28 protein-coding genes are annotated in these 25,642 nt (G+C 67.6%); 18 read left to right on the top strand and 10 right to left on the bottom strand.

Features of this window, described 5'->3' with window-relative positions:
* The first annotated feature begins 51 nt into the window (after nt 1-51).
* From ACMV_RS05195 to ACMV_RS05175, 5 genes are read left to right on the top strand one after another with little or no spacing between them, the layout of a single operon-like run.
* Nucleotides 52-522, top strand: a complete 471-nt coding sequence (locus ACMV_RS05195; RefSeq protein ID WP_007423290.1) for a GatB/YqeY domain-containing protein — start codon at nt 52-54, stop codon at nt 520-522.
* The gene (gene dnaG / locus ACMV_RS05190; protein WP_013639771.1) at nt 519-2,348 is read left to right on the top strand and encodes a DNA primase; all 1,830 of its coding nucleotides are present in this window, start codon (nt 519-521) and stop codon (nt 2,346-2,348) included. The genes ACMV_RS05195 and dnaG overlap by 4 nt, the downstream gene beginning before the upstream one ends.
* Nucleotides 2,349-2,390: 42 nt before the next feature.
* Nucleotides 2,391-4,307: an RNA polymerase sigma factor RpoD gene (rpoD, locus tag ACMV_RS05185; RefSeq protein WP_007423767.1), complete on the top strand. Its 1,917-nt coding sequence runs from the start codon at nt 2,391-2,393 to the stop codon at nt 4,305-4,307.
* A 9-nt stretch (nt 4,308-4,316) separates the two neighbouring features.
* Complete coding sequence (locus ACMV_RS05180; RefSeq protein ID WP_013639770.1) at nt 4,317-4,916, top strand: GNAT family N-acetyltransferase; 600 nt, start codon at nt 4,317-4,319, stop codon at nt 4,914-4,916.
* A 37-nt stretch (nt 4,917-4,953) separates the two neighbouring features.
* Nucleotides 4,954-5,628, top strand: coding sequence for an RluA family pseudouridine synthase (locus ACMV_RS05175; RefSeq protein WP_013639769.1), 675 nt, complete (start codon nt 4,954-4,956; stop codon nt 5,626-5,628).
* Here the strand turns inward: ACMV_RS05175 and ACMV_RS05170 are convergent.
* Genes ACMV_RS05170 through ACMV_RS05160 form a run of 3 tightly spaced genes read right to left on the bottom strand, consistent with a single transcriptional unit; the run spans nt 5,581 to nt 9,248 of the window.
* The gene (locus tag ACMV_RS05170; RefSeq protein WP_013639768.1) at nt 5,581-6,954 is read right to left on the bottom strand and encodes an alpha,alpha-trehalose-phosphate synthase (UDP-forming); all 1,374 of its coding nucleotides are present in this window, start codon (nt 6,952-6,954) and stop codon (nt 5,581-5,583) included. The two genes, ACMV_RS05175 and ACMV_RS05170, sit on opposite strands and share 48 nt — an antisense overlap.
* 2 nt (nt 6,955-6,956) lie before the next feature.
* Nucleotides 6,957-7,706 carry a trehalose-phosphatase gene (gene otsB, locus ACMV_RS05165; protein ID WP_231844488.1) on the bottom strand — a complete coding sequence of 250 codons (750 nt, stop codon included), beginning with the start codon at nt 7,704-7,706 and terminating at the stop codon, nt 6,957-6,959.
* A 24-nt stretch (nt 7,707-7,730) separates the two neighbouring features.
* Nucleotides 7,731-9,248 carry an ArnT family glycosyltransferase gene (locus tag ACMV_RS05160; RefSeq protein WP_013639766.1) on the bottom strand — a complete coding sequence of 506 codons (1,518 nt, stop codon included), beginning with the start codon at nt 9,246-9,248 and terminating at the stop codon, nt 7,731-7,733.
* A gap of 120 nt (nt 9,249-9,368) precedes the next feature.
* Between ACMV_RS05160 and ACMV_RS05155 the strand changes: the two genes are divergently transcribed.
* Genes ACMV_RS05155 through ACMV_RS05145 form a run of 3 tightly spaced genes read left to right on the top strand, consistent with a single transcriptional unit; the run spans nt 9,369 to nt 10,836 of the window.
* Nucleotides 9,369-10,013 carry an SCO family protein gene (locus ACMV_RS05155; protein ID WP_007424409.1) on the top strand — a complete coding sequence of 215 codons (645 nt, stop codon included), beginning with the start codon at nt 9,369-9,371 and terminating at the stop codon, nt 10,011-10,013.
* The gene (locus ACMV_RS05150) at nt 10,013-10,447 is read left to right on the top strand and encodes a copper chaperone PCu(A)C (protein WP_007424407.1); all 435 of its coding nucleotides are present in this window, start codon (nt 10,013-10,015) and stop codon (nt 10,445-10,447) included. The genes ACMV_RS05155 and ACMV_RS05150 overlap by 1 nt, the downstream gene beginning before the upstream one ends.
* 8 nt (nt 10,448-10,455) lie before the next feature.
* Nucleotides 10,456-10,836, top strand: a complete 381-nt coding sequence (locus ACMV_RS05145; RefSeq protein ID WP_007424406.1) for a c-type cytochrome — start codon at nt 10,456-10,458, stop codon at nt 10,834-10,836.
* 58 nt (nt 10,837-10,894) lie between these two features.
* On the opposite strand, the gene ACMV_RS05140 is transcribed toward ACMV_RS05145, so the two are convergent.
* The 4 genes from ACMV_RS05140 to gatC are packed head-to-tail and all read right to left on the bottom strand — an operon-like array spanning nt 10,895 to nt 14,806.
* The gene (locus tag ACMV_RS05140; protein WP_013639765.1) at nt 10,895-11,584 is read right to left on the bottom strand and encodes an SCO family protein; all 690 of its coding nucleotides are present in this window, start codon (nt 11,582-11,584) and stop codon (nt 10,895-10,897) included.
* Nucleotides 11,581-13,044, bottom strand: a complete 1,464-nt coding sequence (gene gatB, locus ACMV_RS05135) for an Asp-tRNA(Asn)/Glu-tRNA(Gln) amidotransferase subunit GatB (protein WP_013639764.1) — start codon at nt 13,042-13,044, stop codon at nt 11,581-11,583. The genes ACMV_RS05140 and gatB overlap by 4 nt, the downstream gene beginning before the upstream one ends.
* The gene (gatA, locus tag ACMV_RS05130; RefSeq protein WP_013639763.1) at nt 13,041-14,522 is read right to left on the bottom strand and encodes an Asp-tRNA(Asn)/Glu-tRNA(Gln) amidotransferase subunit GatA; all 1,482 of its coding nucleotides are present in this window, start codon (nt 14,520-14,522) and stop codon (nt 13,041-13,043) included. The genes gatB and gatA overlap by 4 nt, the downstream gene beginning before the upstream one ends.
* Nucleotides 14,519-14,806, bottom strand: a complete 288-nt coding sequence (gene gatC, locus ACMV_RS05125) for an Asp-tRNA(Asn)/Glu-tRNA(Gln) amidotransferase subunit GatC (RefSeq protein ID WP_007424402.1) — start codon at nt 14,804-14,806, stop codon at nt 14,519-14,521. The genes gatA and gatC overlap by 4 nt, the downstream gene beginning before the upstream one ends.
* Nucleotides 14,807-14,852: 46 nt before the next feature.
* On the opposite strand from gatC, the gene ruvX reads away from it, so the two are divergent.
* The 9 genes from ruvX to ACMV_RS20770 all read left to right on the top strand — a co-directional run bounded on the left by ruvX (nt 14,853) and on the right by ACMV_RS20770 (nt 20,609).
* A complete protein-coding gene (gene ruvX, locus ACMV_RS05120) occupies nt 14,853-15,329 on the top strand; it encodes a Holliday junction resolvase RuvX (RefSeq protein WP_013639762.1) in 477 nt (158 codons plus the stop codon).
* Between the two features lie 24 nt (nt 15,330-15,353).
* Nucleotides 15,354-15,683, top strand: a complete 330-nt coding sequence (locus ACMV_RS05115; protein ID WP_013639761.1) for a hypothetical protein — start codon at nt 15,354-15,356, stop codon at nt 15,681-15,683.
* A 24-nt stretch (nt 15,684-15,707) separates the two neighbouring features.
* Nucleotides 15,708-16,466, top strand: coding sequence for a glycosyltransferase (locus ACMV_RS05110; protein ID WP_013639760.1), 759 nt, complete (start codon nt 15,708-15,710; stop codon nt 16,464-16,466).
* A 100-nt stretch (nt 16,467-16,566) separates the two neighbouring features.
* Nucleotides 16,567-17,103, top strand: coding sequence for a lysozyme (locus tag ACMV_RS05105; RefSeq protein WP_013639759.1), 537 nt, complete (start codon nt 16,567-16,569; stop codon nt 17,101-17,103).
* Nucleotides 17,104-17,438: 335 nt separating this feature from the next.
* A complete protein-coding gene (locus tag ACMV_RS05100; protein ID WP_013639758.1) occupies nt 17,439-17,879 on the top strand; it encodes a hypothetical protein in 441 nt (146 codons plus the stop codon).
* A gap of 10 nt (nt 17,880-17,889) precedes the next feature.
* Nucleotides 17,890-18,030 carry a glycoside hydrolase family protein gene (locus ACMV_RS21440; protein ID WP_013639757.1) on the top strand — a complete coding sequence of 47 codons (141 nt, stop codon included), beginning with the start codon at nt 17,890-17,892 and terminating at the stop codon, nt 18,028-18,030.
* Nucleotides 18,031-18,539: 509 nt separating this feature from the next.
* The gene (locus tag ACMV_RS05090) at nt 18,540-19,082 is read left to right on the top strand and encodes a hypothetical protein (protein WP_011941839.1); all 543 of its coding nucleotides are present in this window, start codon (nt 18,540-18,542) and stop codon (nt 19,080-19,082) included.
* Between the two features lie 719 nt (nt 19,083-19,801).
* Nucleotides 19,802-20,068 carry a hypothetical protein gene (locus ACMV_RS05085; RefSeq protein WP_041664648.1) on the top strand — a complete coding sequence of 89 codons (267 nt, stop codon included), beginning with the start codon at nt 19,802-19,804 and terminating at the stop codon, nt 20,066-20,068.
* Nucleotides 20,069-20,165: 97 nt separating this feature from the next.
* The gene (locus tag ACMV_RS20770) at nt 20,166-20,609 is read left to right on the top strand and encodes a hypothetical protein (RefSeq protein WP_148361054.1); all 444 of its coding nucleotides are present in this window, start codon (nt 20,166-20,168) and stop codon (nt 20,607-20,609) included.
* 145 nt (nt 20,610-20,754) lie between these two features.
* Here ACMV_RS20770 and ACMV_RS05080 read toward each other — a convergent pair whose 3' ends face one another.
* Nucleotides 20,755-22,143, bottom strand: a complete 1,389-nt coding sequence (locus tag ACMV_RS05080; protein ID WP_013639304.1) for an IS4 family transposase — start codon at nt 22,141-22,143, stop codon at nt 20,755-20,757.
* 74 nt (nt 22,144-22,217) lie between these two features.
* Between ACMV_RS05080 and ACMV_RS05075 the strand changes: the two genes are divergently transcribed.
* Complete coding sequence (locus tag ACMV_RS05075; protein WP_154653530.1) at nt 22,218-22,808, top strand: hypothetical protein; 591 nt, start codon at nt 22,218-22,220, stop codon at nt 22,806-22,808.
* A gap of 253 nt (nt 22,809-23,061) precedes the next feature.
* On the opposite strand, the gene ACMV_RS05070 is transcribed toward ACMV_RS05075, so the two are convergent.
* Entirely contained in the window at nt 23,062-25,071 is a 2,010-nt protein-coding gene (locus ACMV_RS05070) for a phospholipase C (protein WP_231844487.1), read from the bottom strand.
* A gap of 138 nt (nt 25,072-25,209) precedes the next feature.
* Nucleotides 25,210-25,608, bottom strand: coding sequence for a lytic transglycosylase domain-containing protein (locus tag ACMV_RS05065; RefSeq protein WP_013639751.1), 399 nt, complete (start codon nt 25,606-25,608; stop codon nt 25,210-25,212).
* Nucleotides 25,609-25,642 lie beyond the last annotated feature (34 nt).

Below are 25,642 nucleotides of genomic sequence, written 5' to 3'. Positions count from 1 at the left end.
GCCGCCGCCCGCCCCGGGGCGGGCGGCCTTCAGCCCTGTTCGGAGACAGCCATGACGACCAGCCCCCTGCGCGGCCGCATCCTCGATGACCTGAAGGCGGCGATGCGCGCGCGCGATGCGCTGCGCGTCTCCACGCTGCGCATGGTCTCGGCCAAGCTGAAGGACGCCGACATCGCCGCCCGCCCGCGCGGCATCGAGGCGATCGCCGAGCCCGACATCGTCGCCCTGCTGCGCGGCATGGTGAAATCCCGCCGCGAATCCGAGGCGCAGTACCGCGCCGGCAACCGCCCCGACCTCGCCGACCAGGAAGCCGGCGAAATCGCCATCATCGAGGGCTACCTGCCGCAAACCCTCGCCGGCGCCGCGCTGGATGACGCCATCGCCGCCGCCATCGCCGCCACCGGCGCGTCCGGCCCGAAGGAGATGGGCGCCGTCATCGCCGCGCTGAAGGCGGCGCACGGCCCGGCGCTCGACATGGCCGCCGCCTCGGCGGCGGTGAAGGCGAAGCTGGCCGGCGGATGAGCCTGCCGCCCCATTTTCTCGACGAACTGCGCCACCGCACGCCGCTCGCCCCCCTGGTCGCCCGCCGCGTGCGGCTCGAGCGCGCCGGCCGCGACCAGAAGGGCTGCTGCCCGTTCCACAACGAGAAATCCCCGTCCTTCTACGTCTACGACGATCACTACCACTGCTTCGGCTGCGGCGCGCATGGCGACGCCATCAGCTTCGTCATGCAGAGCGAGGGGGCGAGCTTCATCGAGGCGGTCGAGCGCCTCGCCGCCGAGGCCGGGCTCGAGGTGCCGAAGCCGAGCCCCGCCGCCGCCGAGGCCGCGAAGCGCGAGGCCGAGCTGGCGGATGTTCTGGAAGCCGCCGCCGCCGAATACCGCCGCCGCCTCGCGCTGCCCGAGGGCGAGGCCGCCCGCGCCTATCTCGCCGCCCGCGGCCTCGATGCGCCGACCATCGCCCGCTTCGGCCTCGGCTGGTCGGGCGAGGGCAGGGGGTCGCTGCGCGCGGCGCTCGCCCGCCAGGGCATCGCCGAATCCCGCCTCGTCGAGGCCGGGCTGATGAAACAGGGCGAGCGCGGCGCGGTCGACTATTTCTACGGCCGCGTGATGTTCCCCATCCGCGACCGCGCCGGCCGCATGGTCAGCTTCGGCGGCCGCCTGCTCGGCGACGGCCAGCCGAAATACCTCAACGGCCCCGAAACCGCGCTCTTCTCCAAGCGCCGCACCCTCTACGGGATCGACACCGCCCGCCCCGCCATCCGCGCCGGCGCCGCGCTGATCGTGGTCGAGGGCTACATGGACGTGATCGCGCTCGCCGCCGCCGGTTTCGAGGGCGCCGTCGCCCCGCTCGGCACCGCCCTCACCGAATCCCATCTCGAGGAACTCTGGCGCCTCTCGCCGCGCCCCATCCTCTGCCTCGATGGCGACGCCGCCGGCCGCCGCGCCGCCCTGCGCGCCATCGAGCTCGCCCTGAAGCAGCTCACCCCCGATCGCGGCCTCGCGGTGCTGACCCTGCCCGGCGCCGACGACCCCGACAGTTTCATCCGCCGCGAGGGAGCCGCCGCCTTCGCCGCCCGCCTCGCCGCCGTGCCCTCGCTGGCCGACACGCTCTACCTCCTGCTGGCCGAAAGCGCCGACCAGGCCACCCCCGAGGGCCGCGCCGCCCTGCGCCACCGGCTCGAGGAGGTCGCCCGCACCATCGAGGACAAGGCGCTGGCCGGCGAATACCGCGGCGCGCTGCTCGACCGTTTCTTCGCCGCCCGGCGCGGCCGGCAGGCCGCCGGGCGCGCCCCTGGCCGCGCTCCAGACCGCGCCTCGGGCCGCGCCCCCGCCGGCGCGCCGCCCCGCCCGCTCGGCCTGCCGCGCCCGTCCATCGACCCCTCGGTCGCCCGGCTGCGCCGCGCCCGGATGCTGACCGGACTCCTGATCGCCCATCCCGACCTGCTGCCGGCGCTGGAGGAGGCCTTCGGCCTGCTCGCCCTGCCGGATGACTGCGCCCGCCTGCGCGCGGCGATGAGCGTCTGGCTCGCCACCGCCGAAGCCCTTGACTCGGCGCTCCTCCTCAACCATCTCGCTCAGTCAGGTTTGCGTGAGGCGGCGGAACTCGCCCTGTCCGTCCTGCCGCGGCGGGGCCGCGGCAAGGAGACGGCAGGCGAAGCCCTGGAGTCGCTCTGGTATGGCATCTACGGGCTGATGAATCTGGACTGGCTGCGGCAACAATGCGAGGAACAGCGGATCAGGTTCGAGCAGGACCCCACGCCCGAAAACAACAACCGTCTGCGGGCCCTCGTCGAAGCGCGCTATCGCGCCGAGCGGGGCGAAGCGGACCTCGAAGCACCAACTTGAGCGCGCGCCCCCCGCGTCGCTGCCCTGGAGATTGATACACTGATGGCGACCAAACAAGCTGCTCCCGCCGAGACCGCCGCGCCCGAGGCCGAGGCGGACACCGCGACGCTCGACATCCAGTCGGCCTCGGTCAAGCGCCTGATCGCCCGCGGCAAGGAGCGGGGCTACATCACCTTCGACGAGCTGAACGCCGTCCTGCCCTCCGAGCAGAACAGCTCCGAGCAGATCGAGGACGTGATGTCGATGCTCAGCGAAATGGGCATCCAGGTGGTCGAGGGCGAGGAAGGCGAGGAGGCGGAAACCGCCGGCCGCGCCGAGAAGGACGAGGAGGCCGCCGAGGACGAGGAGGCCGCCTCCGGCAATATCAGCGAATCGAGCGGCAGCCGCACCGACGATCCCGTCCGCATGTACCTGCGCGAGATGGGCACGGTCGAGCTGCTCTCGCGCGAGGGCGAGATCGCCATCGCCAAGCGCATCGAGGCCGGGCGCGACATGATGATCGGCGGGCTCTGCGAAAGCCCGCTGACCTTCCGCGCGATCATCTCGTGGCACGAATCCCTCAAGGACGGGAAGATGCTGCTGCGCGACGTGATCGACCTCGAGGCCACCCAGGGCGGCGGCGATGGCGGCTTCAACCCCTCCGCCGCGGTCCCCGAGGAACCCGAGGAGGACGAGGAGGGCGAATCGAGCGGCCTCTCGCTCTCCGCCGTCGAGGAGAAGCTCAAGCCCGAGGTGTTCGAGACCTTCACCGAGGTCGAGAAGCTCTACGAGAAGTTCATGAAGCTCCAGCACAAGCGGCTGGAGGCGCTGAACGCCGGCGAGGAAATGGCCTCCCGCTCGGAGAAGACCTACGAGAAGCTGCGCGACGAGCTGGTGGCCAAGGTCGAGCAGGTCAGCCTGCACAACAACCGCATCGAGGAGCTGGTCATCCAGCTCAAGGAGCTGAACCAGCGCCTGAACGGGCTGGAAGGCCAGATGCTGCGCCTCGCCGAGGGCTGCAAGATCACCCGCGACGACTTTCTCGACGCCTATCGCGGCCGCGAGATGGACCCCACCTGGCTCGACGACGTGGCGAAACGCCCCGGCAAGGGCTGGAAGGTCTTCGTCGAGCGCTACGGCACCCAGGTCACCGAGCTGCGCGCCCAGATCGGCCGCATCGCCGCCGAGGCGCAGCTGCCGATCGAGGAATTCCGCCGCGTCTATTCCACCGTCTCGCGCGGCGAGCGCGACTCCACCCGCGCCAAGAAGGAAATGATCGAGGCCAATCTCCGCCTCGTCATCTCCATCGCCAAGAAATACACCAATCGCGGCCTGCAATTCCTCGACCTGATCCAGGAAGGCAATATCGGCCTGATGAAGGCGGTGGACAAATTCGAATACCGCCGCGGCTACAAGTTCTCGACCTACGCCACCTGGTGGATCCGCCAGGCGATCACCCGCTCGATCGCCGACCAGGCGCGCACCATCCGCATCCCGGTCCACATGATCGAGACGATCAACAAGCTGGTCCGCACCTCGCGGCAGATGCTGCACGAGATCGGCCGCGAGCCCACGCCCGAGGAACTGGCCGAGAAGCTCGGCATGCCGCTCGAGAAGGTGCGCAAGGTGCTCAAGATCGCCAAGGAGCCGATCTCCCTCGAAACCCCGATCGGCGACGAGGAAGACAGCCATCTCGGCGACTTCATCGAGGACAAGAACGCGATCATCCCGCTCGATGCCGCGGTTCATGCCAACCTGCGCGAGGCCGCAACGCGCGTCCTCTCCTCGCTCACCCCGCGCGAGGAGCGCGTGCTGCGCATGCGCTTCGGCATCGGCATGAACACCGACCACACGCTGGAAGAGGTCGGCCAGCAGTTCAACGTCACCCGCGAGCGCATCCGCCAGATCGAGGCGAAGGCCCTGCGCAAGCTCAAGCACCCCTCGCGCAGCCGCAAGCTCAGGAGCTTCCTCGAGGACTGAGGCGCCGCCATGCTCGAATACGCCCGTGTCCGTCCCGGCGAGCCGTTCGACCGCGTTCAGGTCACGGTGACGTTCCTTCGCATGGACCGTCACCCGCCGCGGACCTGGCCGGCCCTGCCGCCCGGCGCGGCGATCGAGTATGTGCCGCACATGGATGTCGCGACCTATCGCGACCTCTACGACCGTGTCGGCCAGCCCTGGCTGTGGTGGCTGCGGCGGATCATGCCGGATGCGATGCTCGCCCGCCACCTGGCCGATCCGGCGGTCGCCATCCACGTGCTCCGCGTCGATGGCGCGGTCGCCGGCTTCTTCGAGCTCGACGCGACCCCCTGGCCGGACGTCAATCTCAGCTATTTCGGCCTGCTGCCGGAGGCGATCGGCCGCGGCCTCGGCTTCGCCCTGCTGGGGGCGGCGATCGAGCAGGTCTTCGCCGGCCCGGTCCGCGGCATGACGGTCAACACCTGCACGGCGGACCATCCGCGCGCCCTGCCCAACTATCTGCGCGCCGGCTTCCGCATCGTCCGCCGCATCGACGAGATGTGGGACATTCCCCGCCGGCTCGGCTTCGAGGTGCCGGACCATCTCCGCCCCGCCCAGCGCCCGGCCTGATTCCGTGTCCCCCGGCCGTGCCGCGCCCGGGAACGGCATGATCGACCCGGTCATCCTGTACCACTCGACCCATCTCGTGGTGATCGACAAGCCGGCCGGCCTGCCCAGCCATCGCGGCCGCGGCGGCGGGCCGAGCGTGGAGGACTGGTTTCCCCGCTGGCGGCGCGGCGCCGACGGTCCCTGGCTGGTCCACCGGCTCGATGCCGACACCGCCGGCTGCCTCGCCATCGCCCGGCGCAAGACCACGCTGGTCGCCCTGCAGCGCGCCTTCGCGCAGCGCCGGGTCGGCAAGACCTACTGGGCGATCGTCGAGGGCGTGCCGGCGGCGGCGCACGGCACGATCGAGCTGGCGCTGGCCCGCCGCACCGTTCCCGGCGGCTGGCGCGTCGCGCCCGATCCGCGCGGCGATCCCGCCATCACCGACTGGCGGTGCCTCGTGGCGGGGCAGGGCAGGGCGCTGCTCGAGCTGCGCCCGCGCACCGGCCGCACCCATCAGCTGCGCGTCCATTGCGCCGAATCCGGCTTCCCCATTGTTGGCGACCCGCTCTACGGCGCCGAAGCCGGCGGCATGTGCCTGCTCGCCCGCGCGCTCGCCCTGCCGCTCGCCCCGCCGGTCGCCGTCACCGCCGCCCTGCCGGCGCATTTCCGGGCGGCGGCGGCGGCCTCAGCGCTCGACCTGGCGCAGCTGGTCGAGGAACGCCCGGCAGAATGAGGCGGCGGTCCGCTCGCGGATCTTGGCCAGCAGCGCCGCATGCCGCGCGACGCGCTCCTCCGGCGGCATCAGCAGCGCCGTGTGCATCGCATCCGCCACCTGGTCGGCGTCATACGGGTTGACGATCAGCGCCTCGGTCAGGTCCTCCGCCGCCCCGGCGAAGCGCGAGAGCACCAGCACGCCGGGGTCCGCCGGGTCCTGCGCGGCGATGTATTCCTTCGCCACCAGGTTCATGCCGTCGCGCAGCGGCGTGACCAGCCCGATGCTGGCGATCCGGTAGAACCCGGCGATCGTGGTGCGGTTCACCGCCCGCGTCATGTAGCGCACGGGCGTCCAGTCGAAATCCGAATAGGCGCCGTTGATCTCGCCCGCCTGCCGGTCCAGCTCCCGCCGCAGCGACTGGTACCGGTCGACATCCTCGCGCGAGCGCGCGGCGATCTGCAACAGGCTGATCCGGCGCAGATGCTCGGGGTGGCGCAGGAACAGCCGGCCGAAGGCGGCGAAGCGAAGGGGCAGCCCCTTGGTATAGTCCAGCCGGTCCACCCCGATCGCCAGCGCGCGCCCCACCAGGCTGGAGATCAGCCGCCGCGTCTCGGTCATGCCCGCCGCCCGCCGCGCCGCCCGGGCGAACCCCTCGACATCGATGCCCACCGGCGTCACCGTCGTCATGGTGCGGTGCCCGTTATGGACGAAGCCGTCCTCGCCCACGCGCTGCATCTCCATGCAGGACGCCGCCGATTCCAGGAAATTCAACCGGTCGCCATGCGTCTGGAAGCCGACCAGATCGGCCGCCGCCATCGCCCGCACCAGATGCTCCGCCTCCGGCAGCACGTGCAGCACCGCCGGCGGCACGAACGGGATATGCACGAACAGCCCGATCCGGTTCTTCACCCCCAGCCGGCGCAGCGCCTCCGCCAGGGTCAGGAGCTGGTAGTCATGGATCCAGATCACGTCATCGGGCTGCAGCAGCGGCGCCAGCCGGGCGGCGAACAGGTCGTTCACCGCGACATACCCCTCGTAATCGTCCCGCCGGTAATCGATCAGCCCGGTCCGGTAATGCAGCAGCGGCCACAGCGCGCCGTTCGAGAAGCCGACATAGAAGCGGCGATAATCCGTCTCGCCGAGATCCACCGTCGCATAGGTGATGCCCTGATGTTCGCTCACGCTCGCCCGGTCCGAATTCGCACCGCCCCGCCGGCCCGACCAGCCGAACCAGAGCGAGCCGGGGATCATCGCGTCCTCCAGCGCCACGGCCAGCCCGCCGGCCTTCGCGCCCTTGTCGGTCGGCAGCGACACCCGGTTCGAAACGACGACGAGCCGCCCCATCCTCACACCCTCCCCGGCGCCAGCGCGCTGCCCAGCCAGGCCAGCACCGCGGCCGGCGTGCCGTCGAAATCGCGGTGAACGTGCAGCCCGTGCCCGCCCAGCGCCGCCGCCGCCGCGATCGCCTCCTCGTCGGTCACATCGTCGCCGACGAAGACCGGCACGCGCCCGGCGAAAGGCGGCCGCGCCATGAACCATTCCAGCGCGCGCCCCTTGCCCGCGCCGCGCGGGCGGATCTCCCAGGCCATGTTCGCCGCCAGCCGCTCGACCTCCGGCGCCTCCGCGATCATCGCGCCGATCATCGCGCCCAGCGCCGGCCCCGCCTCGGGTGACGCCCGGTAATGCGCGACCAGCGAGGCCGATTTCGCCTCGATCCGCACGCCCGGATGCGCCGCCGCCGCCGCCTCCAGGGCCGCCCGCCAGGCCGCGCGGTTGGCCGTCTGCCGCACCGGATGATGGATTCGCCCCGCCGCGTCGCGCAGCACGAACCCGTGCTCGGCGCCGGCGGGGAAGGGGGCCGCGGTCACCGCGTCGATCTGCGCGAGCGACCGCCCCGAGAGTATCGCCAGCGCCCCGTCGCGCTGCGCCGCGAGCCCGCGCAGCATCGCCCCCAGCCCGGCGGGCACCGCCACCTCTTCCGCCGTCGGGGCAAACTCCAGCAACGTGCCGTCCAGATCGAGGAACAGCGCGTGATCGCGCGTCAGCTTCGGTCCCATCCGGGAGAAATGGGCATGGCTGATGCCCCGATCAACCAAGGAAGCCGGTCCGGCGGCGGAAGCCTACCGCCGCGCCCCCGGCCACGACATCAGGTGATGCCCCAGCAGCATCGGAATCCGCAGCAGCACATGGCCGTCATGGACGATGTCGATCGGCGGCTCCACGGTGATCGAGCGGAACCGCGGCGCATACCGCGTCTCGATCGCCGCGACCGATCCCGGCATCGCCGCGATCAGGATATTTTCGCCGATCAGCGATTGCGGCGGCGTGACCACGCCGAACTCGTGCGGATCGCCCTCGAACACCGTCATCCGCATGCTCGGCCCCACCGCATAGGCGATCTTCCCGGCATCGAACCAGCGCAGCGCGGCGAGCGCCAGCCCCGGCTGGTCGAACTGCCCGCGCGCCTTCAGCGCCGTGCGGAAGCTGGTCCAGTCGATCGCCTGCAACGTGGGGGACTTGCCGGGCGGAAACATCGAATCGAACCCCGGCACGATGCTGAACCGCACCTGCAGGGCGATGAACAGCGCCGCCGCCACCAGCAGCGCCGCCGTTCCCTTCGCCGCCCGGCCGATCCACAGCCGCATCGTCCCCGCCTGCCGCACTACCCAGTCGCCGAGCAGCGGGAACAGCATCAGGTAGCCCGGCGCCGCCCAGTGGAACAAAATCTTGCGCGACGACCACAGCCCGATCACCGAGAACAGCACCACCGGCACCACGCCCAGCCAGGCCAGCAGCCGCGCCCGCCGGTCGCTCCCCCGCAGCCCGCCGATCATCAGCGCCACCATCGGCACGAAGATCCAGGGGGCCACGAACAGCGCCTCGCCGCCCCAGATCGCGAAGGGCCGCAGCGGATGCAGCCCGAACCCGGTCGCCCGGTCGCCCTGATAGCCGAACGACGCCCAGCCGTTCAGCGCGTTCCAGATCACCACCGGCGAGAACACCACCGCCGCCAGCACGCAGGCCACCCACGGCCCCGGCGTCGCCAGCGCCCGCCGCGCCCGCGCATCCACCAGCATGAACAGCAGCGCCCCCGCCATCACCAGCACGGCATTGTATTTCGAGGTCATCGCGAGGCCGATCAGGATGCCCGCCAGCGGCCAGAAATCCGCATCCGGCGTGGCCTCCATCTCCGGCCGCGCGATTCCCAGCGCCCGCGCCAGCGCCCAGGCGGCGCCGACGAGGAAGAAGTCGAGCGGCCCGTCCGGCAGCACCCAGGTGCCGAAGGCGAGCGAGAACACCGGCGAGATGTTCAGCCCGATCACCGCCCACAGCCCCGCCGCCGGCGAGAACAGCCGCCGTGTCAGCCCGTACATCAGCCCGCCCGTCGCCGCGAACATCGCGATGAACGGCAGCCGCACGATGAACGGCGAGTGCAGCCCGGTCAGCCGCTGGATGCCGAGTTCCATCCACCACGAGATCGGCGGATGGTCGAAATACGAAAGCTGGAACGTGTGCGCGGCGGCGACCATGTAGCTCTCGTCGATCCCGAGCCCCATGCCGGCGGCGAGGACGAGCCGCGCCAGCGTCGCGGCGAGAATGACGAGCAGCGCCGCGCTGCCCGGTTTCATCTGCTTCATGACCGCACCGCATGGGCGAGGCGTGCCGGCCGGTCAAGCGCCGCCGCCCCGGTCTCACGCGAGCCTGACTTGCCGGGTGCCGAATCCCGCCCTAACACCGGCGCCACACGGAGGTTCACGATGTCACGACAAGCCCTCGACCGCCGCACCATGCTCGGCCTCTCCGGCCTCGCACTCGGCGGCCTCGCCCTGCGCTCCGCCTGGGCCGACAGCGCCCCCGCCGGCCCGGCCATCGTCCCGCTCGAAGGCCATCTCCCGCCGCTCGCCTTCCGCATGGAGGATGTCGAAACCGGCCGCCCCGTCACCGAAGCGGCCTTTCGCGGCCATCCGGTGATCCTCTATTTCGGCTTCACCCGCTGCCCGGATACCTGCCCGCTGACCATGCAGAACGCGGCGAAGCTCGTCACCCTGCTGGGCAAGGACGGCCCGGACCTGCGGGTCGCCTTCGTCACCATCGACCTCGCCTACGACACGCAAGCCCGCCTGAAGGCGTACGTCGCGAAATTCGGCAAGCCGCCGGTCTTCACCGGCCTGCGCGGCACTCCGGCGGAACTCAAGGCGGCGGCAAAGCGCTTCGGCGTCTATTACCGCGCCCCCACCGGCCCCGATTCGCCCGATCCCGAATCCGCCATCCGCCACAGCAGCGCCACCTATCTCTTCGGGCCGGACGGCCGCGCCGTCGCCCTGCTCGCCAGCTTCCCCACCTCGCGGCCCGACCTGCCGGCGGTCGCCGCCCTCATCCGCAAGACCATGGACAGATCCTGATGCGCCGCGTCCTCGCCGCCCTCGCGTGCCTCCTGCTTCCCGCGGCCGCTTCCGCCGCCCCCGCCGTCACGGCGCAGGGCGGCTGGTTCCGCTACCTGCTGCCGCAGATCCCGGCCGGCGGCTTCGTCACCCTCACCAACGCGGGCGACACGGCGGCGGTGCTGACCGGCGCCAGCTCCCCCGCCTGCGGCAGCGCGATGCTGCACCGCAGCCTCAACCGCAGCGGGATGGACATGATGATCGACGTGAACTCCATCACCATCCCCGCCCACGGCACGTTCCGCTTCGCCCCCGGCGACTACCACATCATGTGCATGAAGCCGCGCATGACGGTGGGGACGACGGCGGACGTCACGCTCCGCTTCCGCAACGCGCCGGACCTGACCGTGCCCTTCACCGTCTACGGCGCCGACGGGCGCCCCACGGGCCAGTAAGACCCCCCGTGTCGCATCTCCGCCCGGCGCTGCTCGCCGCCCTGCTGCTGCTGCCAACTCTCGCTCCCGCCGCCCTCCCGCCCCAAGGCACAGCAGCGGGCACAGCAGCGGGCAACGCGGCGCGGGGCAAAGACATCGTCGCCCACGGCACGGCGAACGGGGTGCTGCCCTGCATGGTCTGTCACGGCACCGATCTCGCCGGCAACCCGGCCATCGGCGCCCCGCGCCTCGCCGGCCTGCCGCAAGCCACCACGCTCGCCGCCCTGGCCGCCATCGCCGCCGGGAAACAGGGGAAAAACTACGTGATGCGCAACATCGCCCACGCGCTCACCGGGGCCGACCGCGCCGACATCGCCGCGTATCTCGCCTCCCTGCCGGAAGCGGACTGACCGGCCCGCCCGCGTCGGAAGAGCGTGCGTCCCGATCCCTGCGGACCGGGCCGGCGCGTCAGCCGAGCCGCGCCAGCCAGCCGGCCAGACTGCCGGGCTTGCTCCGGCTCACCGCCTCGATATCGGCGGCCAGCGCCTTGTAGTCCGGGTGCCGCGTCAGCCCGAGATCGGGAATGATGAACCGCGCCCGTCCCTTCGGGTCGAACACGTAGACCAGCGCCGAATGCACCACCTGGTATTTCTGCGGATCGGGCGAGGGGTGCACCGAGGCCACCACCCGATAGCGCCGCGTCAGCCGGTAGATCTGGTCCGGCGTGCCCCGCAGGCCGAGGAAGTGGCTGTCGAACAGCGCCACATATTTCGCCAGCACCGCATCCGTGTCCCGCTTCGGATCGATGGTGACGAACAGGAACACCACCTTCTTCGCCGCCGGACCGAGCGCGCGGAACAGCATGTGCAGCTTGTAGAGCGTGTCGGGGCAGACATCCGGGCAGTTGGTATAGCCGAAATAGAGCAGCACCGTCCGGCCGCGGAAATCCCGGGCGGTGACGGTCTTTCCCGTCTCCGCCTCGGTCATGGTGAAGTCGAGCGGCGGCACCAGCCCGCTCACCTCCACCACCCCGCCCTTGCCGAGCGGCACGCCGCTCAGCGCCTCCGGCCCGGAATTCGCGGCAAAGGCATTCGCGGCGAAGGCCGGGGTCAGGGCGAGGCCGGCAGCGAGCAGCAGGGCGGCGAGGGCGCGGATCATGCGCCCGGCTCGCCGATCTTCCGCTTCAGCGCCTCGTTCACCAGCGCCGGGTTGCCCTTGCCCTGCATCGCCTTCATCACCTGGCCGACGAAGAAGCCGAACAGCTTGTCCTTCCCCGCCTTGTATTCGGCGAGCTTGTCGGCGTTGGCGGCAATCACCTTGTCGATCGCCTCGTCGATCGCGCCGGTATCCGTCACCTGCTTCAGCCCGCGCGCCTCGACGATCGCGCCCGCCGCATCGCCGGTGTCGAACATCAGCTCCAGCACCTCCTTGGCGATCTTGCCGTTGATCGTCTTGTCGGTGATCAGGTCGAGCAGCTCGCCGAGCCGGGCCGCGTTCACCGGCGAGGTCTCGATGCTCGTCCCGGTGCGGTTGAGATGGGCGAAGAAATCGCCGAGCATCCAGTTCGCCACCAGCTTCGCATCGCGCCCGGCGGCGACGGTCTCGAAGAAATCCGCCGTCACCTGCTCCATCACGAAGATCGACGCCTCATAGCGCGACAGGCCAAAGTCGCGCATCAGCCGCGCCCGCTTCGCATCCGGCAGCTCCGGCAGCGTCGCCTTCAGCGACTCCACCCACTCCTCCTCCAGCACCAGCGGCAGCAGGTCCGGCTCGGGGAAATAGCGGTAGTCGTGCGCGTCCTCCTTGCTCCGCATCGAGCGGGTCACGCCGCGCGCCGGCTCGAACAGCCGCGTCTCCTGATCCACCGTCCCGCCCGCTTCCCAGATCTCGATCTGCCGCTTCGCCTCCGCCTCGATCGCCTGCATCACGAAGCGGATCGAGTTGACGTTCTTGATCTCGCAGCGGGTGCGGAACGGCTCGCCATGCTTGCGCACCGACACGTTGACGTCCGCCCGCATCGAGCCCTCGTCCATGTTGCCGTCGCAGGTGCCGAGATAGCGCAGGATGGTGCGCAGCTTGCGCAGATACGCGCCGGCCTCTTCCGGCGAGCGCATGTCCGGCTCGCTGACGATCTCCATCAGCGCGACACCCGAGCGGTTGAGGTCGATCAGCGACTTGCTCGGATGCTGGTCATGCATCGACTTGCCGGCATCCTGCTCCAGATGCAGCCGCGTGATCCCGATCGTCCGCGTCTCGCCCGAGTCCAGCTCGATCTCGATCGCCCCGGCGCCCACGATCGGATGCTCGTACTGGCTGATCTGATAGCCCTGCGGCAGGTCCGCGTAGAAATAGTTTTTCCGGTCGAACCGCGAGACGAGGTTGATATGCGCGGCCAGCCCCAGCCCGGTGCGCACCGCCTGCGCCACGCATTCGCGGTTGATCACCGGCAGCATCCCCGGAAACCCGGCGTCGACGAAGCTCACCTGGCTGTTCGGTTCGGCGCCGAAGGCCGTCGCCGCCCCGCTGAACAGCTTCGAGCGCGAGATCACCTGGGCATGGACCTCAAGCCCGATCACCAGCTCCCACGCGCCGGTCGTCCCCTCGATCACGTAGCTCATGCCGCGCCTCCCGCCATCACGCCCGGCCGGTGCGCGAACCCCGCCGCCCGCTCCAGCACGGACGAGACGGCGAACACCGTCTCCTCGTCGAAATGCCGCCCGATCACCTGCAAGCCGAGCGGCAGCCCGGCCGCATCCAGCCCCGCCGGCACGCTCATCCCCGGCACGCCGGCGAGCGAGGCCGGCACCGTGAACACGTCGTTGAGATACATCGTCACCGGATCGTCCATCTTCTCGCCCAGCGCGAACGCCGCCGAGGGTGCGGTCGGCGTCAGCAGCGCGTCCACCTTCCCGAACGCCTCCTGGAAATCCCGCAGGATCAGCGCCCGCACCTTCTGCGCCTTGAGGTAATACGCGTCGTAATACCCGGCCGAGAGCACGTAGGTCCCGATCATGATCCGCCGCTTCACCTCCTCGCCGAACCCCGCCGCCCGCGTGCGCTCGTAAAGATCGATCAGGTCCTTGCCCTCGACCCGCGCGCCGAACCGCACCCCGTCATACCGCGCGAGGTTGGACGACGCCTCGGCGGGTGCGACGATGTAATACACCGGCAGTCCGTATTTCGTGTGCGGCAGCGAAACGTCGACGATCTCCGCGCCCTCGCGCTTCAGCCAGTCGATCCCGTCCTGCCACAGCTTCTCGATCTCCCGCGGCATGCCCTCCACGCGATACTCCGCCGGAATCCCGATCCGGAGCCCCTTCACCCCGCGCCCGCACGCCGCCCGGAAATCCGGCACCGCCCGCTCCGCCGAGGTCGAATCCCTCGGATCGAACCCGCTCATCTCGCGCAGCAGAATGGCGCAATCCTCCACCGTCCGCGCCATCGGCCCCGCCTGGTCCAGCGACGAGGCGAACGCGATGATCCCGAACCGCGAGCACCGCCCATAGGTCGGCTTGATCCCGGCGATCCCGCTGAACGCCGCCGGCTGGCGGATCGACCCGCCGGTATCCGTCCCCGTCGCCCCCATCGCCATCCGTGCCGCCACCGCCGCCGCCGACCCGCCGGACGATCCGCCCGGCACGAGCTTCGCGCCATCCGCCCGCTGCCACGGATTCTCCACCGGCCCGTAGCCCGACGTGATGTTCGACGATCCCATCGCGAACTCGTCGAGATTGGCCTTGCCCAGCATCACCGCCCCGGCCGCCTTCAGCTTGCCCGACACCGTGCTCTCATACGGCGGCACGAACGGCTCCAGGATCCTCGATCCCGCCGTCGTCCGCACCCCCTCGGTGCAGAACAGGTCCTTCATCGCGATCGGAATCCCCGCAAGGGCAGGGGCCTCGCCCTTCGCCCGCGCATCATCCGCCGCCCGCGCCTGCTCCAGCGCCAGCTCCGGCGTCGTCGTGATGAACGCGTTCAGCCGCGGGTTGAGCGCCTCGACCGCCGCCACATGCGCCTCGGCCAGCTCCACCGCCGAAACCTTTTTCGCCGCCAGCGCGTCCAGCGCCGCGGCGATCGTCATATCCATCAGGCTCATTCCACCACCTTCGGCACCGCGAAGAAATCGCCGATCCGCTCCGGCGCGTTCGCCAGCACGCGGTCCGGATACCGCCCGTCCGTCACCTCGTCCTCCCGCATCCTGAGCGCCATCTGCGCCCCGCCCGAAAGCGGCGCGACCCCCTCCACATCCACTTCCGCCAATTGTTCCACATAGCCGAGAATCGCGTTGAGTTCGCCGGCGAGCCGCGGCACCGCGTCCTCATCCAGCCGGATACGGGCGAGTTTCGCGATGCGGCGCACCGTCGCGTGATCGAGAGACATGACTGATCCCTTGGGTTTCTGAGCGCGCTGGACCATAAACGCGCGCATGACACTGTTCAACCTGACCGACCTCGCCTCAACCCTGCCGCGCAACGCAAGGCTGATCGGCCTCGACCCCGGATCGAAGATCATCGGCATCGCCCTCTCCGATGTCGGCCGCCGCCTCGCCACCCCCTATGGCGCGATGAAGCGCGGCAAGCTCGCCGATTCCGCCGCCACCATTCTCGACATCGCCCGCAAGGAAGGCGCCGCCGCCCTGATCATCGGCCTGCCCCTCTCGATGGACGGCTCGATCGGCCCCGCCGCCCAGGCCGCGCGCGACTGGGCGCACGCCATCGCCCGCGAAACCGGCCTTCCCGTCGCGATGATGGACGAACGCCTCTCCTCCGCCGCCGTCAACCGCGCCCTCATCGAGGCGGACGTCACCCGCGCCAAACGCGCCGGACGGGTCGACGCCGCCGCCGCCTCCTACATGCTCCAGGGCGCGCTCGACCTGCTGAACGAACCCCGCCCCGAGGAATGACCCCCGAACAATAATCCCCCCACCGTGAACCAAGCCGCCATCCTCGCCCTCCTCGCCGCCGCCGCCACCCTCGAAGTCGGCGGCGACGCCCTGATGCGCGCCGCCCTCCACCACCACGGCCTCGCCCGCGCCCCCTTCCTCGCCGCCGGCATCCTCGTCCTCGCCGCCTACGGCCTCGTGGTGAATCTCGGCCCGTGGGATTTCGGCCGCGTCCTCGGCATCTACGTCGTCCTCTTCTTCCTCGTCGCCCAGCTGGTGAACTGGCTCGGCTTCGGCCTCCGCCCATCCCCCGCCATCCTGCTCGGCGGGGCCCTCATCTGCGCCGGCGGCCTGGTCATGACCCTCTGGCGATAACCCTCCGGCGATGACGCTCCGGCGATGACCCTCCGCGCCCACATGTTCTGGCACGGCGACCCGCCCCGCCGCCTCGAACGCCTCGCCATGCGCAGCTTCCTCGCCCAGGGCTACGCGCTGACGGTCTGGACCTACACCCCCCAGCCCAGCCTCCCGCCCGGCGCCACCCGGGCCGACGCCGCCGAAATCCTCCCCCAATCCGCCCTCTTCACCAACCGCCGCGGCTCAATCGCCAGCTTCACCGACTGGTTCCGCTACCTCGTCCTCTCCCGCCACGGCGGCCTCTGGACCGATTCCGACGTCATTGCGCTCCGCCCCGCCTCCGCTCTCCCGGCGCAAAAATTCCTCGTCACCCAATGGGAATGGTTCCACCGCCGCCTCCGCCCGCGCGGCTGGAAAATCACCCTCAACAACAACGTCATCTTCAACCCCGCCCCCACGAAGGGCGACCTGGTCGACCTCGCCCTCGCCCTCGCCGAACGCTTCCCCAAGGACGCGATCGACTGGGGCGAACTCGGCCCCGACCTGCTGACCGCGCTTTCGCGCCAACACCCCGCCCACGGCTACGCCATCATGCCGCCCGGCTTCGCCAACCCGATCGGCTACTGGCAAAGCCCCACCGCCCTGCTGCGCCCCAACCCGCCCCGCCTGAAGCCCGAAACCGCCTTCCTCCACGCCTATGGCGAAATGTGGCGCCGCGCCGGCATCTCCCCCGACGCCCCGTTCCCCCCCGGCAGCCTCCTCGCCACCCTCGCCACAACTTTCGGCGAGCCCAACCCCTGATCCCGCGCCGCGCCCGTTACCACGACGTTATTGAACGTTAGTCTTTCTCACCCTCCCGCCATCATGGCACCTTCGCCGGATGCCGCAGGAGAGCGAGACAATGCCCGACACCACCCCCCCGAACACCGCCGCGCCAATCACCGGCCCGTCCCCGACAACCGCATCCCCGCCCGACATCCTCACCCTCGTGATCGAAACCTTCATCATCCCCTTCGAAGGCTTTTCTCCCACCCCCTACCGCGACGCCGCCGGCACCTGGACCATCGGCTACGGCTCCACGCGCGACGACACCGGCTGCCCCGTCACCCAGGCGACCCCGCCCATCACCCGCGCCACCGCCGAAGCCCTCGCCCGGCGCGACCTCGCCTCCGCCCGCCAGACCGTCACCCACGCCGTCACCGTCCCCCTGACCACCAACCAGCAGGCCGCCCTCATCGACTTCGTCTACAACCTCGGCGCCGGCAATTTCCTCCGCTCCACCCTGCTCCGCCTCCTGAACAACGGCGACTACAAAGCCGCCGCCGCCCAGTTCCCCCGCTGGGACCTCGCCAACGGAATCCCGCTCCCCGGCCTCCGGCGGCGACGCGAGGCGGAGGCGGCATTTTTCTCCTCCGTTACGGCGGTGGGGGAGGGGTAGGGGGGACGTTGCGGTTAGGGAGAGTTGCGAATGTGTGATTTGGGCCGGAAGCAAAAGGCCCGTTATGGGGCGGTGACTCGCAGAAAGCCGACACCGCCTGACCGCCCATCTTTCCCAAAGTCAGATATCCATATCTATCAACGCGCTATCGTCTCCGGGTGTCACGTAAATCCTGAATCACGCTCCATTCGTTGGCTTGCTCCGGGCATGCAAGCACGTTATCCGTAATAAAACGCATGGATACTGCCAGCCAAGACGACGACAGAAAGCGGCCCTACCTCCCGCCCAGGCGGGCGGTCAATTTCTGCTCTGCTGGGTTCGCGGGAACTTTGTTAATGGCCCCGCTCGTCCTGGTGCTCGATGTTTTGTATTTTTTATTTGGTGATAATGGTCTGAACGTCTTCATGCCGGATGGCCTGCCCGTCGGCCCAGTCATTCTGTCGATCGCTTTCGCGATATTCGGCGTAACCTATGTGCGAAAAGTGTATGTTTACGGAACCGTCAAATGGATACGGCGGTTCCGGCACGTGGCAACTTTATCGTCGCTTTTCGTATGGCTGCTGCTGCTTTGGAATGTTTGGCAACTCGTCCGCGCGCCCAATCAAGATGTGTTTGCATCATATCTGATATTTGTCGGCATGCTGGGTGTGGCCTTGGGACTCTCCGGTTTGATGTTATGGACCATCAATAGATATCGTTGGTACGATCCCAATTCCACGCCGGACGAATGGGAACTGCCGGAAGCCATCGCGCAGCAGAACAAACCGGGCGGCTGATAATCTTTCCTTGATCGAGGATGCGCGACGCCGGGCGGTACGGATCGACGTCGTCTACAACCGCGGCGCCGGCAATTTCCTCCGCCCCACCCGGTTCCGCCTCCTGAACAACGGCGACGACAAAGCCGCCGCCGCCCAGTTCCCCCGCTGAAACCTCGCCAACGGGATTCCGCTCCCCGGTCTCAGGCGGCGACGCGAGGTGGAGGCGGCAGTTTTCCCCTCCGTTACGGCGGTGGGGGAGGGGTAGAGGTGTTGCAGTTAGGGAGAGTTGCGAATGTGTGATTTGGGCCGGGAGCGGAATGGCGGGTTACGGGTCCCGACCAGAGAAGAGCCGCCGTTCAGGCGAGGGTCGGCGCTGGTGCAAATCGACCCAACTCGGACGCCGGGGGTCTGAGATCTCAATCCCGAAACCGGACGTTGCAAAGCGAGGGTGGGAACCGGACGTACATCATCACCGCCAGGCGGATGACCTCGGGGCTCGTCTTGAAGTAGCGGAACGGGGAGCGTTGCGTCACGATCGGACGCTACGCGACCGCTTTGTTCGCCTCAAGTCACGTTCTTTTGACAGAGCCTGCCCTTAAGTTAACGCGGCAACGCAGGTATTTCGTTAGACAAAGCCATAACAACACGGCTACCTTCACCGTGGCGCAGGAGGCACCCATGGCGATTCTTGAAATTACGTCGGATCAGCTTAGACAAATCGGCTATTACAAAATGATGCGGACATTCCTGATGTTTCCACGCAAGGGATGGCACATCCGTGTGGACCACAAGCCGGTCAATCAAAGAGGTGACCATTCCCTACAGCTTAAAAATTCAAAGGGTAAACTGACCGATAATCGGGGCTACAAAATCAGGAGTTTCCATATCAAGCGCGACAATAACTCGTCCTTTATCAGTGAAATCGAGGGGAATTATTTCGGCAAGAAGATCGTCATCGAAGATTCGAAATATGTCTATTTCGTCTATGCGGGCGGCGGCGTGTGGCAGCCGATCTGGGGATACGGCAAGTTAGAAGAAAAACACAAAGGCGAGACAATCTGGCGCCCCGACAATACCGAGATCGATATTGATACCTGGGGCTTCGCTTGCAAAAATGCACGCTGGTTCCTGGACCAAATGACAAAAGCAACTAAATGCGAACACGGACTCGCCTGCGGCCCGATCCGTGGCGCCCAGGCGCATCTCTTCTCACAGCTCTGAGAGGCGCTTGGCCGGCACAGCATCGTAACCGTTCGTGGCGACTCTAGCCCAGCCCGAAGGCACAAGCCGCCTGATAGGTGATGAACGCGGCCCCATAGGCCAGCGCCCGCATGTGAGCAAAAACGGTGTTGTCAGTTTAATGCGAACTGGTCTCCGGTGGGGCAGGGGAGGCGCCGCTTATTCGGCGCAAAGGCCGCGCCACTCGGCAAGGGCGGCAGCGCGGTCTGACTTGAAAAGGGAGCGAGTGGAGAGGGATCGTTAGTGGTTGAAGACGGAGGCATGAACGGAGGCGAATTTCTGCAGACTTCGCATCCGCCGAAACCGCAGCATCGCCCGCTGGCATCTTCGAAATAACTGGTCTAATTTCGCCGGGCGATCAACTTGCTTCCGGTGAATGTCGGGTTTCGTGCCTTCCTCCCCCAAAATCGGACGGTTGGCTTTCCACCCAGGCCGGCCGACCAGTTGGGCGACCAGTGGGGCGACCACGGGTGTCGGCTTCGGAGCATGTCCCCAGGAAGGCCGGGCGACCGGGATGGGCGCATTACTGACCTAATATACCATCGCCGCAACGCCCGTGGCAGTCGATCGGTCGCGTTGAATACCGGCAACCAGACGCGCCTCGCCCATCCGCAGACTTGGATTGCCAAACAAACCAGTGCGGGAGCAAAACTAACAAATATTCTTGCCCACCCCCACCCCCTCATGGGACTTTTGCGCCCGTGACCACCCCAACCCCCCCATCCCCCGGTCTTTTGCTCCGCCCGCGCTTCGACGCCTTCATCGAGGCGCTCTGCGCCCATATCGCGGGGGAGGGCGCGAAACGCCGCATCGCCGGGCCGCTCATCATCCTCATCTGGCAGCGCCTCCGCCGCCTCGCCGCCCGCTTCGCCCGCCTCGTCGCCACCCCGCTCCGCCCCCTTCAGAAGAGGAATGGAGAGCCGGTGCCGCTGTACAAAACAACTGGAACGGCGACGGCGCCTACGTGACTTCACCAAGTGATGGCCTGAAAGGATGGATAGGGCCGGCTGCTCCTCAGCCCTCCAGCGATGGCGTTAACGTGTTGCCAGGAAACGCTATGCAGGTGTGGTTGCCGGAAGGAAGCGCCAGCCGATCAGCGCCAGTGCCGACGCCCTGGAATACCGGAGGACTGTAGCCGTGCCACCCTATGAAATTTTAATCCAACGGCTCAAGACGATTAAGCAATTGATATTGAAAACTATTGACTCGGCTAAACCCTACGGTGTGGCCATGAGCTGCGTCGAATACCTTGATTTACTGATTAATCGGATTGAGACGATAAGAATACAAAACGACTTTTCTGACCAGCGCAGCCGGTCGCTGAGGTTTAGTGCGCTATGGGATGTCGTCCAAATGGCTAGACCATTATGTGATGCGGCAGATTGGTCAAATCATCCCGCTGTCCGGGACATGATCAATTCCACAAGTGACTACGCCTATAGAATGGTTGAAGATTATGACCTTTGGGTTTTTCCAAAAAAGGCCTCTCATGATCCCGATCGCGCCTGACAGAGGTGGCTGGCTAAATTCGCGTTGAACACTGGCAACCCGACGCGCCTCGCCCATCCGCAGGCTTGGATTGCCAAACACACAAGTGCGGGAGCAAAACTAACAAATATCCTTGCCCACCCCCACCCCCTCATGGCTACGGGATTCACGGATTTGACTGAGCTGCGATGAAGAAGCCTGTGGCCATAGAAGCGAAGCGTGCCCACCCTGCGCGCATGGTCTTTGGTCCTGGCGGCTTGTAGTAGCAATTCCAGCCGCCGAGGCGGGCGATGATCCAGGCGAGCCATGCGAGGGATCGGGGTGGATGGGGGTTTTTCTGTCGCGGCGTCTTGCCTTCGAGAGTGGGGGCAATGGCATCGGCGGCCGGGAGTAATCCGGGATCGATGACATCGGTTGCCGGCCGGTTGCTGCCGTCGCGGGCATCGACGAGTTGTACGGTGCGGGTCGCAGCGGCGAGGCCGATCAGGGCCAGCTTGAACAGCCGTCCGGCATCTTGCATCTGGGTTTCTTCAAGCCTGAGACCGTCACTTTTCAAAGACCGGAACACTTCCTCGATTCTCCATCTCAGCCGGTAGAGGCGTACGATTTCGGCGGCACCGTCTGCGTCGATGGTCTCGATCGTGGTCAGCAGGCGCCACAAGAGCGGGACGCTTTCGCCATTCCCGTCAACCTCGCGCGCCTCGACCATGGTCAGGGACAGATGCTCTGGCCCTTCCGTGTCGCTGGCATGGCGCGGCCTGCGGATCGTCACTGTTCCAGCCCGCAGCGCCACGGTTGCGATCCGTGCGGCGACGCCGGTGCGCGAGGGGGCGACACGAACCGAGGTCCGGGTCAGTTCGGGCCAGGCTGCCGGGGCGGTGAACAGGCGGCGACCGTCATCCAGAACACGATCCTGGGCGGCACGGACGATCAGGTCGACCGATGCCGGACGCCTGGCAAAGCCCGCATAGATGTCACTCTCGCGGTCGGCCACGACCACGACCGAGGCGGCACCGCTCAGACGCCCGGCGGCGCGCGCAGCACCGTCCAGCCACCGCATGCTCTCCTTGTCTTCCAGCGCCCGCTCGCGTGCAGGGGTCGCATCGAACTCATCCGAACGGGTCCAGATCTTCGCGTCCACCAGGCCGAGCACCGCCTCCGTCTCACTGTCGATGGCGATCACCGGATGCAGGAAAAATCCCGCCGATACCCCATCACCGGCCGGTCCAAGCCCACGGCGACGCGCCTCACGGCCGGAAAAATTGATCTCCGTCGTGTCCTGCGCGGCCACAATCCGACGCCCCCGGCAGGCAGCGGCCGTGCGATCCGCCAGCGTCTCCACCATCTCCGCACACGTGACCGACGGGGCTGACAGGAAGCGATGGATCGCAATCTCCCGCGCTCGTGTGCCACCAAGCTTGCGGATGACCAGAGACCCGGTCTCCACCACCCGTTCAACCAGCGTGCTGCCCATCGCCGCACGTCGCGCATCTCCGAAGTAACCCAAATCTCCAGCACGTAACGCCACCATCTTCTCCATCAGCCTCAAAATCATGGAGAATCAGGCGCAAGCTACCTGCGCAAGTAAAATCCGTGAATGCCGTAGCCCCTCATGGGACTCTCGCTCCCGTGACCACCCCAACCCCCACATCCCCCGGTCTTTTGCTCCTCCCCCGCTTCGACGCCTTCATCGAGGCGCTCTGCGCCCATATCGCGGGGGAGGGCGCAAAACGCCGCATCGCCGGGCCGCTCATCATCCTCATCTGGCAGCGCCTCCGCCGCCTCGCCGCCCGCTTCGCCCGCCTCGTCGCCACCCCGCCCCGGGCGCGCGCCACCCGGCCCGCCGGCCGCTCCGGCCCGCCGCACACCCTCCCGCGCGCCTTCGGCTGGCTCGCCCGTCTCATCCCCGGCACCGCCTCCGTCGCCGCCCAGTTCCGCGCTTTGCTCGACACGCCGGACATGGCCGCCCTCATCGCCGCCACCCCCGAAGCCGGGCGCATCCTCCGCCCGCTCTGCCACACGCTCGGCATCCGCCCGCCCGCACCGCTCCGCCGCCCACGCCAGCCCCGCCGTGCGCCACCGCCCGAAACACCGTCCCCCGAGCTACCCCCACGCCCCGAACCGCCGGCGCACCATCTTGCGCCGCCGCCAAACCCCGCCTGGCCCCGCGCCCCCGGCGCCACCCGCTTCAACCCGCCCCGCCGCGAAAAACCTGCCTGACGCCGCATCGCCCCGCCGCGCCATCAACGTTCTGGATTCAAAACAAAACGCCGGCCCGGCCGGTCGGCGCCGTGGCGACCGGGGGGCCGGAACAAAAACATCCCGGCGCATGGCCATGCGCCGGGATGTCTCGCGAAGGCGTCGGTTGATCAGAGCATCATCCGATCAGATGGAGTCATCTGATCGGATAAAGATGCTCTGTTTATCAACAGGATAGAGCACGACATCCGATCCGAAAGGATCGGAACGTGCTCTAGACGCCGGGATTGGTGCTCGGCAGCGGATTGAAGTCGGACGGCACCGATGTGCGGATACCCTTGGCCACATCGGTCGGGACGATGTGATCCGCCTGGCAGCCATTGCCGCCATACTGCGGCAGCGACATGATCGCCTTGTTCGGGATCATCGCATAGCTCGCCGGCAGCGGTGCCGCCCGGCCGGTCAGCCGTGCCGGATCGAAGGCGCCCATCAGATCGCCGACATAGGGGGTCAGCGCATCGGCCGGGCCGATATTCGCCTCGCCGAATTCCTTCTCGCCATCGGCGCGGCCCTTCAGCTCGTCCGGCAGCAAGGCGAGCGGCGTCAGGCCGAACAACTCGTCGACGAACTTCACCACCGAGGACTGGCTGCCGTCCTGATGGTCCACCTCATGCGTCCGTGCATAGGGCGAAATCAGGATCAGCGGCACGCGCGGGCCGAACTTGAACACCTGCTTGTCCGGACCGTTGACGATGACCGGCGGCGGCACATGGTCGTAATCGCCTTCGGAATCGTCCCAGGTGATGATGATCGCGGCATGCTTCCAGTATTTGCTCTTCGCGATCGCGTTCACCGCCTTCGCCACCATCGCCTCGCTGATCTGGGCGTCAGAATAGGCCGGGTGGTCGTCATCGCCGAGGAAGTTGGCACGCGCGGCGGCAACCGGATTGTCCGGCGTCAGGCCGAAAATGTTCTGGAAACCGCCCTTGACGTAGAACACGCCGCCGGCGGCCGGCAGGGTGCCGCCCTTGAGCGCCGTGAACAGGTCGCCGAGCCCGTGCAGGTTGGCGCGTTCATCCGGGTTGTTGGCGACGTAGCCGAAATATTGCGGGCCGTTATGGTGGGTGATGTAGGAGGCATGGGTGCCGTTGGCATCCACCGGGTTGGCCGGATCGGTCGGTTCGTGGTCGTAGCCTTCCTCATACCAGCCCCAGTTGACCTGCTTGTGGCCGGACCGGGTCAGGTAGGAGATGTCGTCATGAATGTCGGCAAGGTCGCCGGCGGCATCGCTGTCGTGACGGGTGATCGCGGTGGCATTGCGGCCCATCGTGTTGATCGCGATGGAGGCGTAGGTCTGGTTGAGCTGTACGCCATAGGTATAGGCGGACCCGCCGAAATCCCCCGCATTGACCGGCACGTTGGGCGTCTTGTTCGGGTCGAGCGGCGAGCCCCAGAGCGGATCGTTGTCATCCATCACCGGCTCGCCGGCACCCGCCTCCGTCACCTTGAGGCCGTGTGGGTTGGTCGCGGTCGGCCCGGTTGCCGGATCGAACGTGCTGAACGCCTCGTTCGGATGCAGGGCCCACTGGGTCAGGCCGGTCTGGGCGGCGAAGATCGACAGGTTACCCGGCGTCGACGGGCCGGTGATGTCCTGGAAGACATGGTCGAACAGCACGAAGCGGTCGGCATAGCGCCAGAGGAAGGGCACCGTATCGCAATCCTCGTAGGCCATCGCGAGCTCGCCGAACTGCTTCGCCTTCAGCGAGGGATTGCCGGTCGGCGAATATTTCAGCTCCTCGGTGACGGCGAACTTGTCCATCAGCGGCTTGCCGGCGACGACGTCCATCTTGGCGGCGATGCGGGCGTGCGAATGGTCGATATCGTCGGTGTCCCACGCATACTGCTTCGGCCCGATGCGGAAGGGCGAGATGGTGCCGACGGTGCCATCGGTGTTGACCAGCGTCTGCACGAAGCCGGGGGTCTTCGCGGCCGGCTGCGAATAAAGTCCGTCAGCACCGGGGAAGGTGCCGAAATAGGAGTCGAACGAGCGGTTCTCCTGATACAGCACGAAGACATACTTGATCTTCTTGCGGACGAGCTGGACGAGCTGCGCATGGGTGAGGTGGAAGCGGTGGCGGCGATGTTCGCCATGCTCGCCCTGCTCACGGCCGCCATTGTGCCAGGCCTCGCGGTCCATCAGCCCGGCGACGAAGGCGTGGGTATCGTCCGGACGGTTGAAGGCGAGGCGCCCGTCTTGCTCGGCCAGTGCCGGCTGGATGGTCATGCTCAGCGCGCAAAGTGCTGAACAAGCCATTGCCAAAGCTCGTTTCATAATTCGCTCCACACGAAATGTTTACCTCGCGCGGATATATACAGATCAAATTTCCCGATTTCGTGATAGTTCCGTTGCAAGAATGTGAAATTAACGCGGACCGAACATCCGTTGTGCCATCGCTATTGCCCGCGCCCGATAGGCGGCGTTCAAGCGCGGCGTGGCCGAATGGTAGTCGCCGATGCCCTGCATAAGGTTGCCCGCGCGGTCGATGTCAGTGCGCAGGATGAAGGCGGCGGCGGCAATATTGAAACACGGATCGTCGATCAGGCGTCGTCGCGTTTCGCGTGCGCCAAGCCGTGCCCGGCGGGCGATCGTATCGAGCCAGACACTGTTCACCTGCATCGGCCCATAATCCGCGGTGCCATTGGAATCCGGGCGAACGAGCCCGACATGTCCCCCCTCGATCCGCGCGATCACCGGCAGGACGCGAGGCGGAAGATGATAGACCGAAGCTGCAAGAATCATGCAGCGCAACAGCGAGGTCATCGTGATATCTCCGTGAAATCGTCATCGTGCTCGC

This window comes from Acidiphilium multivorum AIU301 (assembly GCF_000202835.1).
GTDB classification, from domain to species: Bacteria; Pseudomonadota; Alphaproteobacteria; order Acetobacterales; family Acetobacteraceae; genus Acidiphilium; species Acidiphilium multivorum.
The sequence above is the reverse complement of the archived record's forward strand: the minus strand, read 5'-3'. Positions and strand labels throughout refer to the sequence as shown.

What these genes read in the sequence shown, in the direction of transcription:
- ACMV_RS05195 (WP_007423290.1), top strand. Translation starts at nt 52, where the DNA reads ATGACGACCAGCCCCCTGCGCGGCCGCATCCTCGATGACCTGAAGGCG.
- ACMV_RS05110 (WP_013639760.1), top strand. Translation starts at nt 15,708, where the DNA reads ATGACCCTCCGCGCCCACATGTTCTGGCACGGCGACCCGCCCCGCCGC.
- ruvX (WP_013639762.1), top strand. Translation starts at nt 14,853, where the DNA reads ATGACACTGTTCAACCTGACCGACCTCGCCTCAACCCTGCCGCGCAAC.
- rpoD (WP_007423767.1), top strand. Translation starts at nt 2,391, where the DNA reads ATGGCGACCAAACAAGCTGCTCCCGCCGAGACCGCCGCGCCCGAGGCC.
- gatA (WP_013639763.1), bottom strand. Translation starts at nt 14,522, where the DNA reads ATGAGCCTGATGGATATGACGATCGCCGCGGCGCTGGACGCGCTGGCG.
- ACMV_RS05160 (WP_013639766.1), bottom strand. Translation starts at nt 9,248, where the DNA reads ATGAAGCAGATGAAACCGGGCAGCGCGGCGCTGCTCGTCATTCTCGCC.
- dnaG (WP_013639771.1), top strand. Translation starts at nt 519, where the DNA reads ATGAGCCTGCCGCCCCATTTTCTCGACGAACTGCGCCACCGCACGCCG.
- ACMV_RS05155 (WP_007424409.1), top strand. Translation starts at nt 9,369, where the DNA reads ATGTCACGACAAGCCCTCGACCGCCGCACCATGCTCGGCCTCTCCGGC.
- ACMV_RS05140 (WP_013639765.1), bottom strand. Translation starts at nt 11,584, where the DNA reads ATGATCCGCGCCCTCGCCGCCCTGCTGCTCGCTGCCGGCCTCGCCCTG.
- ACMV_RS05090 (WP_011941839.1), top strand. Translation starts at nt 18,540, where the DNA reads ATGGCGATTCTTGAAATTACGTCGGATCAGCTTAGACAAATCGGCTAT.
- gatC (WP_007424402.1), bottom strand. Translation starts at nt 14,806, where the DNA reads ATGTCTCTCGATCACGCGACGGTGCGCCGCATCGCGAAACTCGCCCGT.
- ACMV_RS05150 (WP_007424407.1), top strand. Translation starts at nt 10,013, where the DNA reads ATGCGCCGCGTCCTCGCCGCCCTCGCGTGCCTCCTGCTTCCCGCGGCC.
- ACMV_RS05080 (WP_013639304.1), bottom strand. Translation starts at nt 22,143, where the DNA reads ATGATTTTGAGGCTGATGGAGAAGATGGTGGCGTTACGTGCTGGAGAT.
- ACMV_RS05175 (WP_013639769.1), top strand. Translation starts at nt 4,954, where the DNA reads ATGATCGACCCGGTCATCCTGTACCACTCGACCCATCTCGTGGTGATC.
- ACMV_RS05170 (WP_013639768.1), bottom strand. Translation starts at nt 6,954, where the DNA reads ATGGGGCGGCTCGTCGTCGTTTCGAACCGGGTGTCGCTGCCGACCGAC.
- ACMV_RS05065 (WP_013639751.1), bottom strand. Translation starts at nt 25,608, where the DNA reads ATGACCTCGCTGTTGCGCTGCATGATTCTTGCAGCTTCGGTCTATCAT.
- ACMV_RS05070 (WP_231844487.1), bottom strand. Translation starts at nt 25,071, where the DNA reads ATGACCATCCAGCCGGCACTGGCCGAGCAAGACGGGCGCCTCGCCTTC.
- gatB (WP_013639764.1), bottom strand. Translation starts at nt 13,044, where the DNA reads ATGAGCTACGTGATCGAGGGGACGACCGGCGCGTGGGAGCTGGTGATC.
- ACMV_RS05100 (WP_013639758.1), top strand. Translation starts at nt 17,439, where the DNA reads ATGGCCCCGCTCGTCCTGGTGCTCGATGTTTTGTATTTTTTATTTGGT.
- ACMV_RS05180 (WP_013639770.1), top strand. Translation starts at nt 4,317, where the DNA reads ATGCTCGAATACGCCCGTGTCCGTCCCGGCGAGCCGTTCGACCGCGTT.
- ACMV_RS05105 (WP_013639759.1), top strand. Translation starts at nt 16,567, where the DNA reads ATGCCCGACACCACCCCCCCGAACACCGCCGCGCCAATCACCGGCCCG.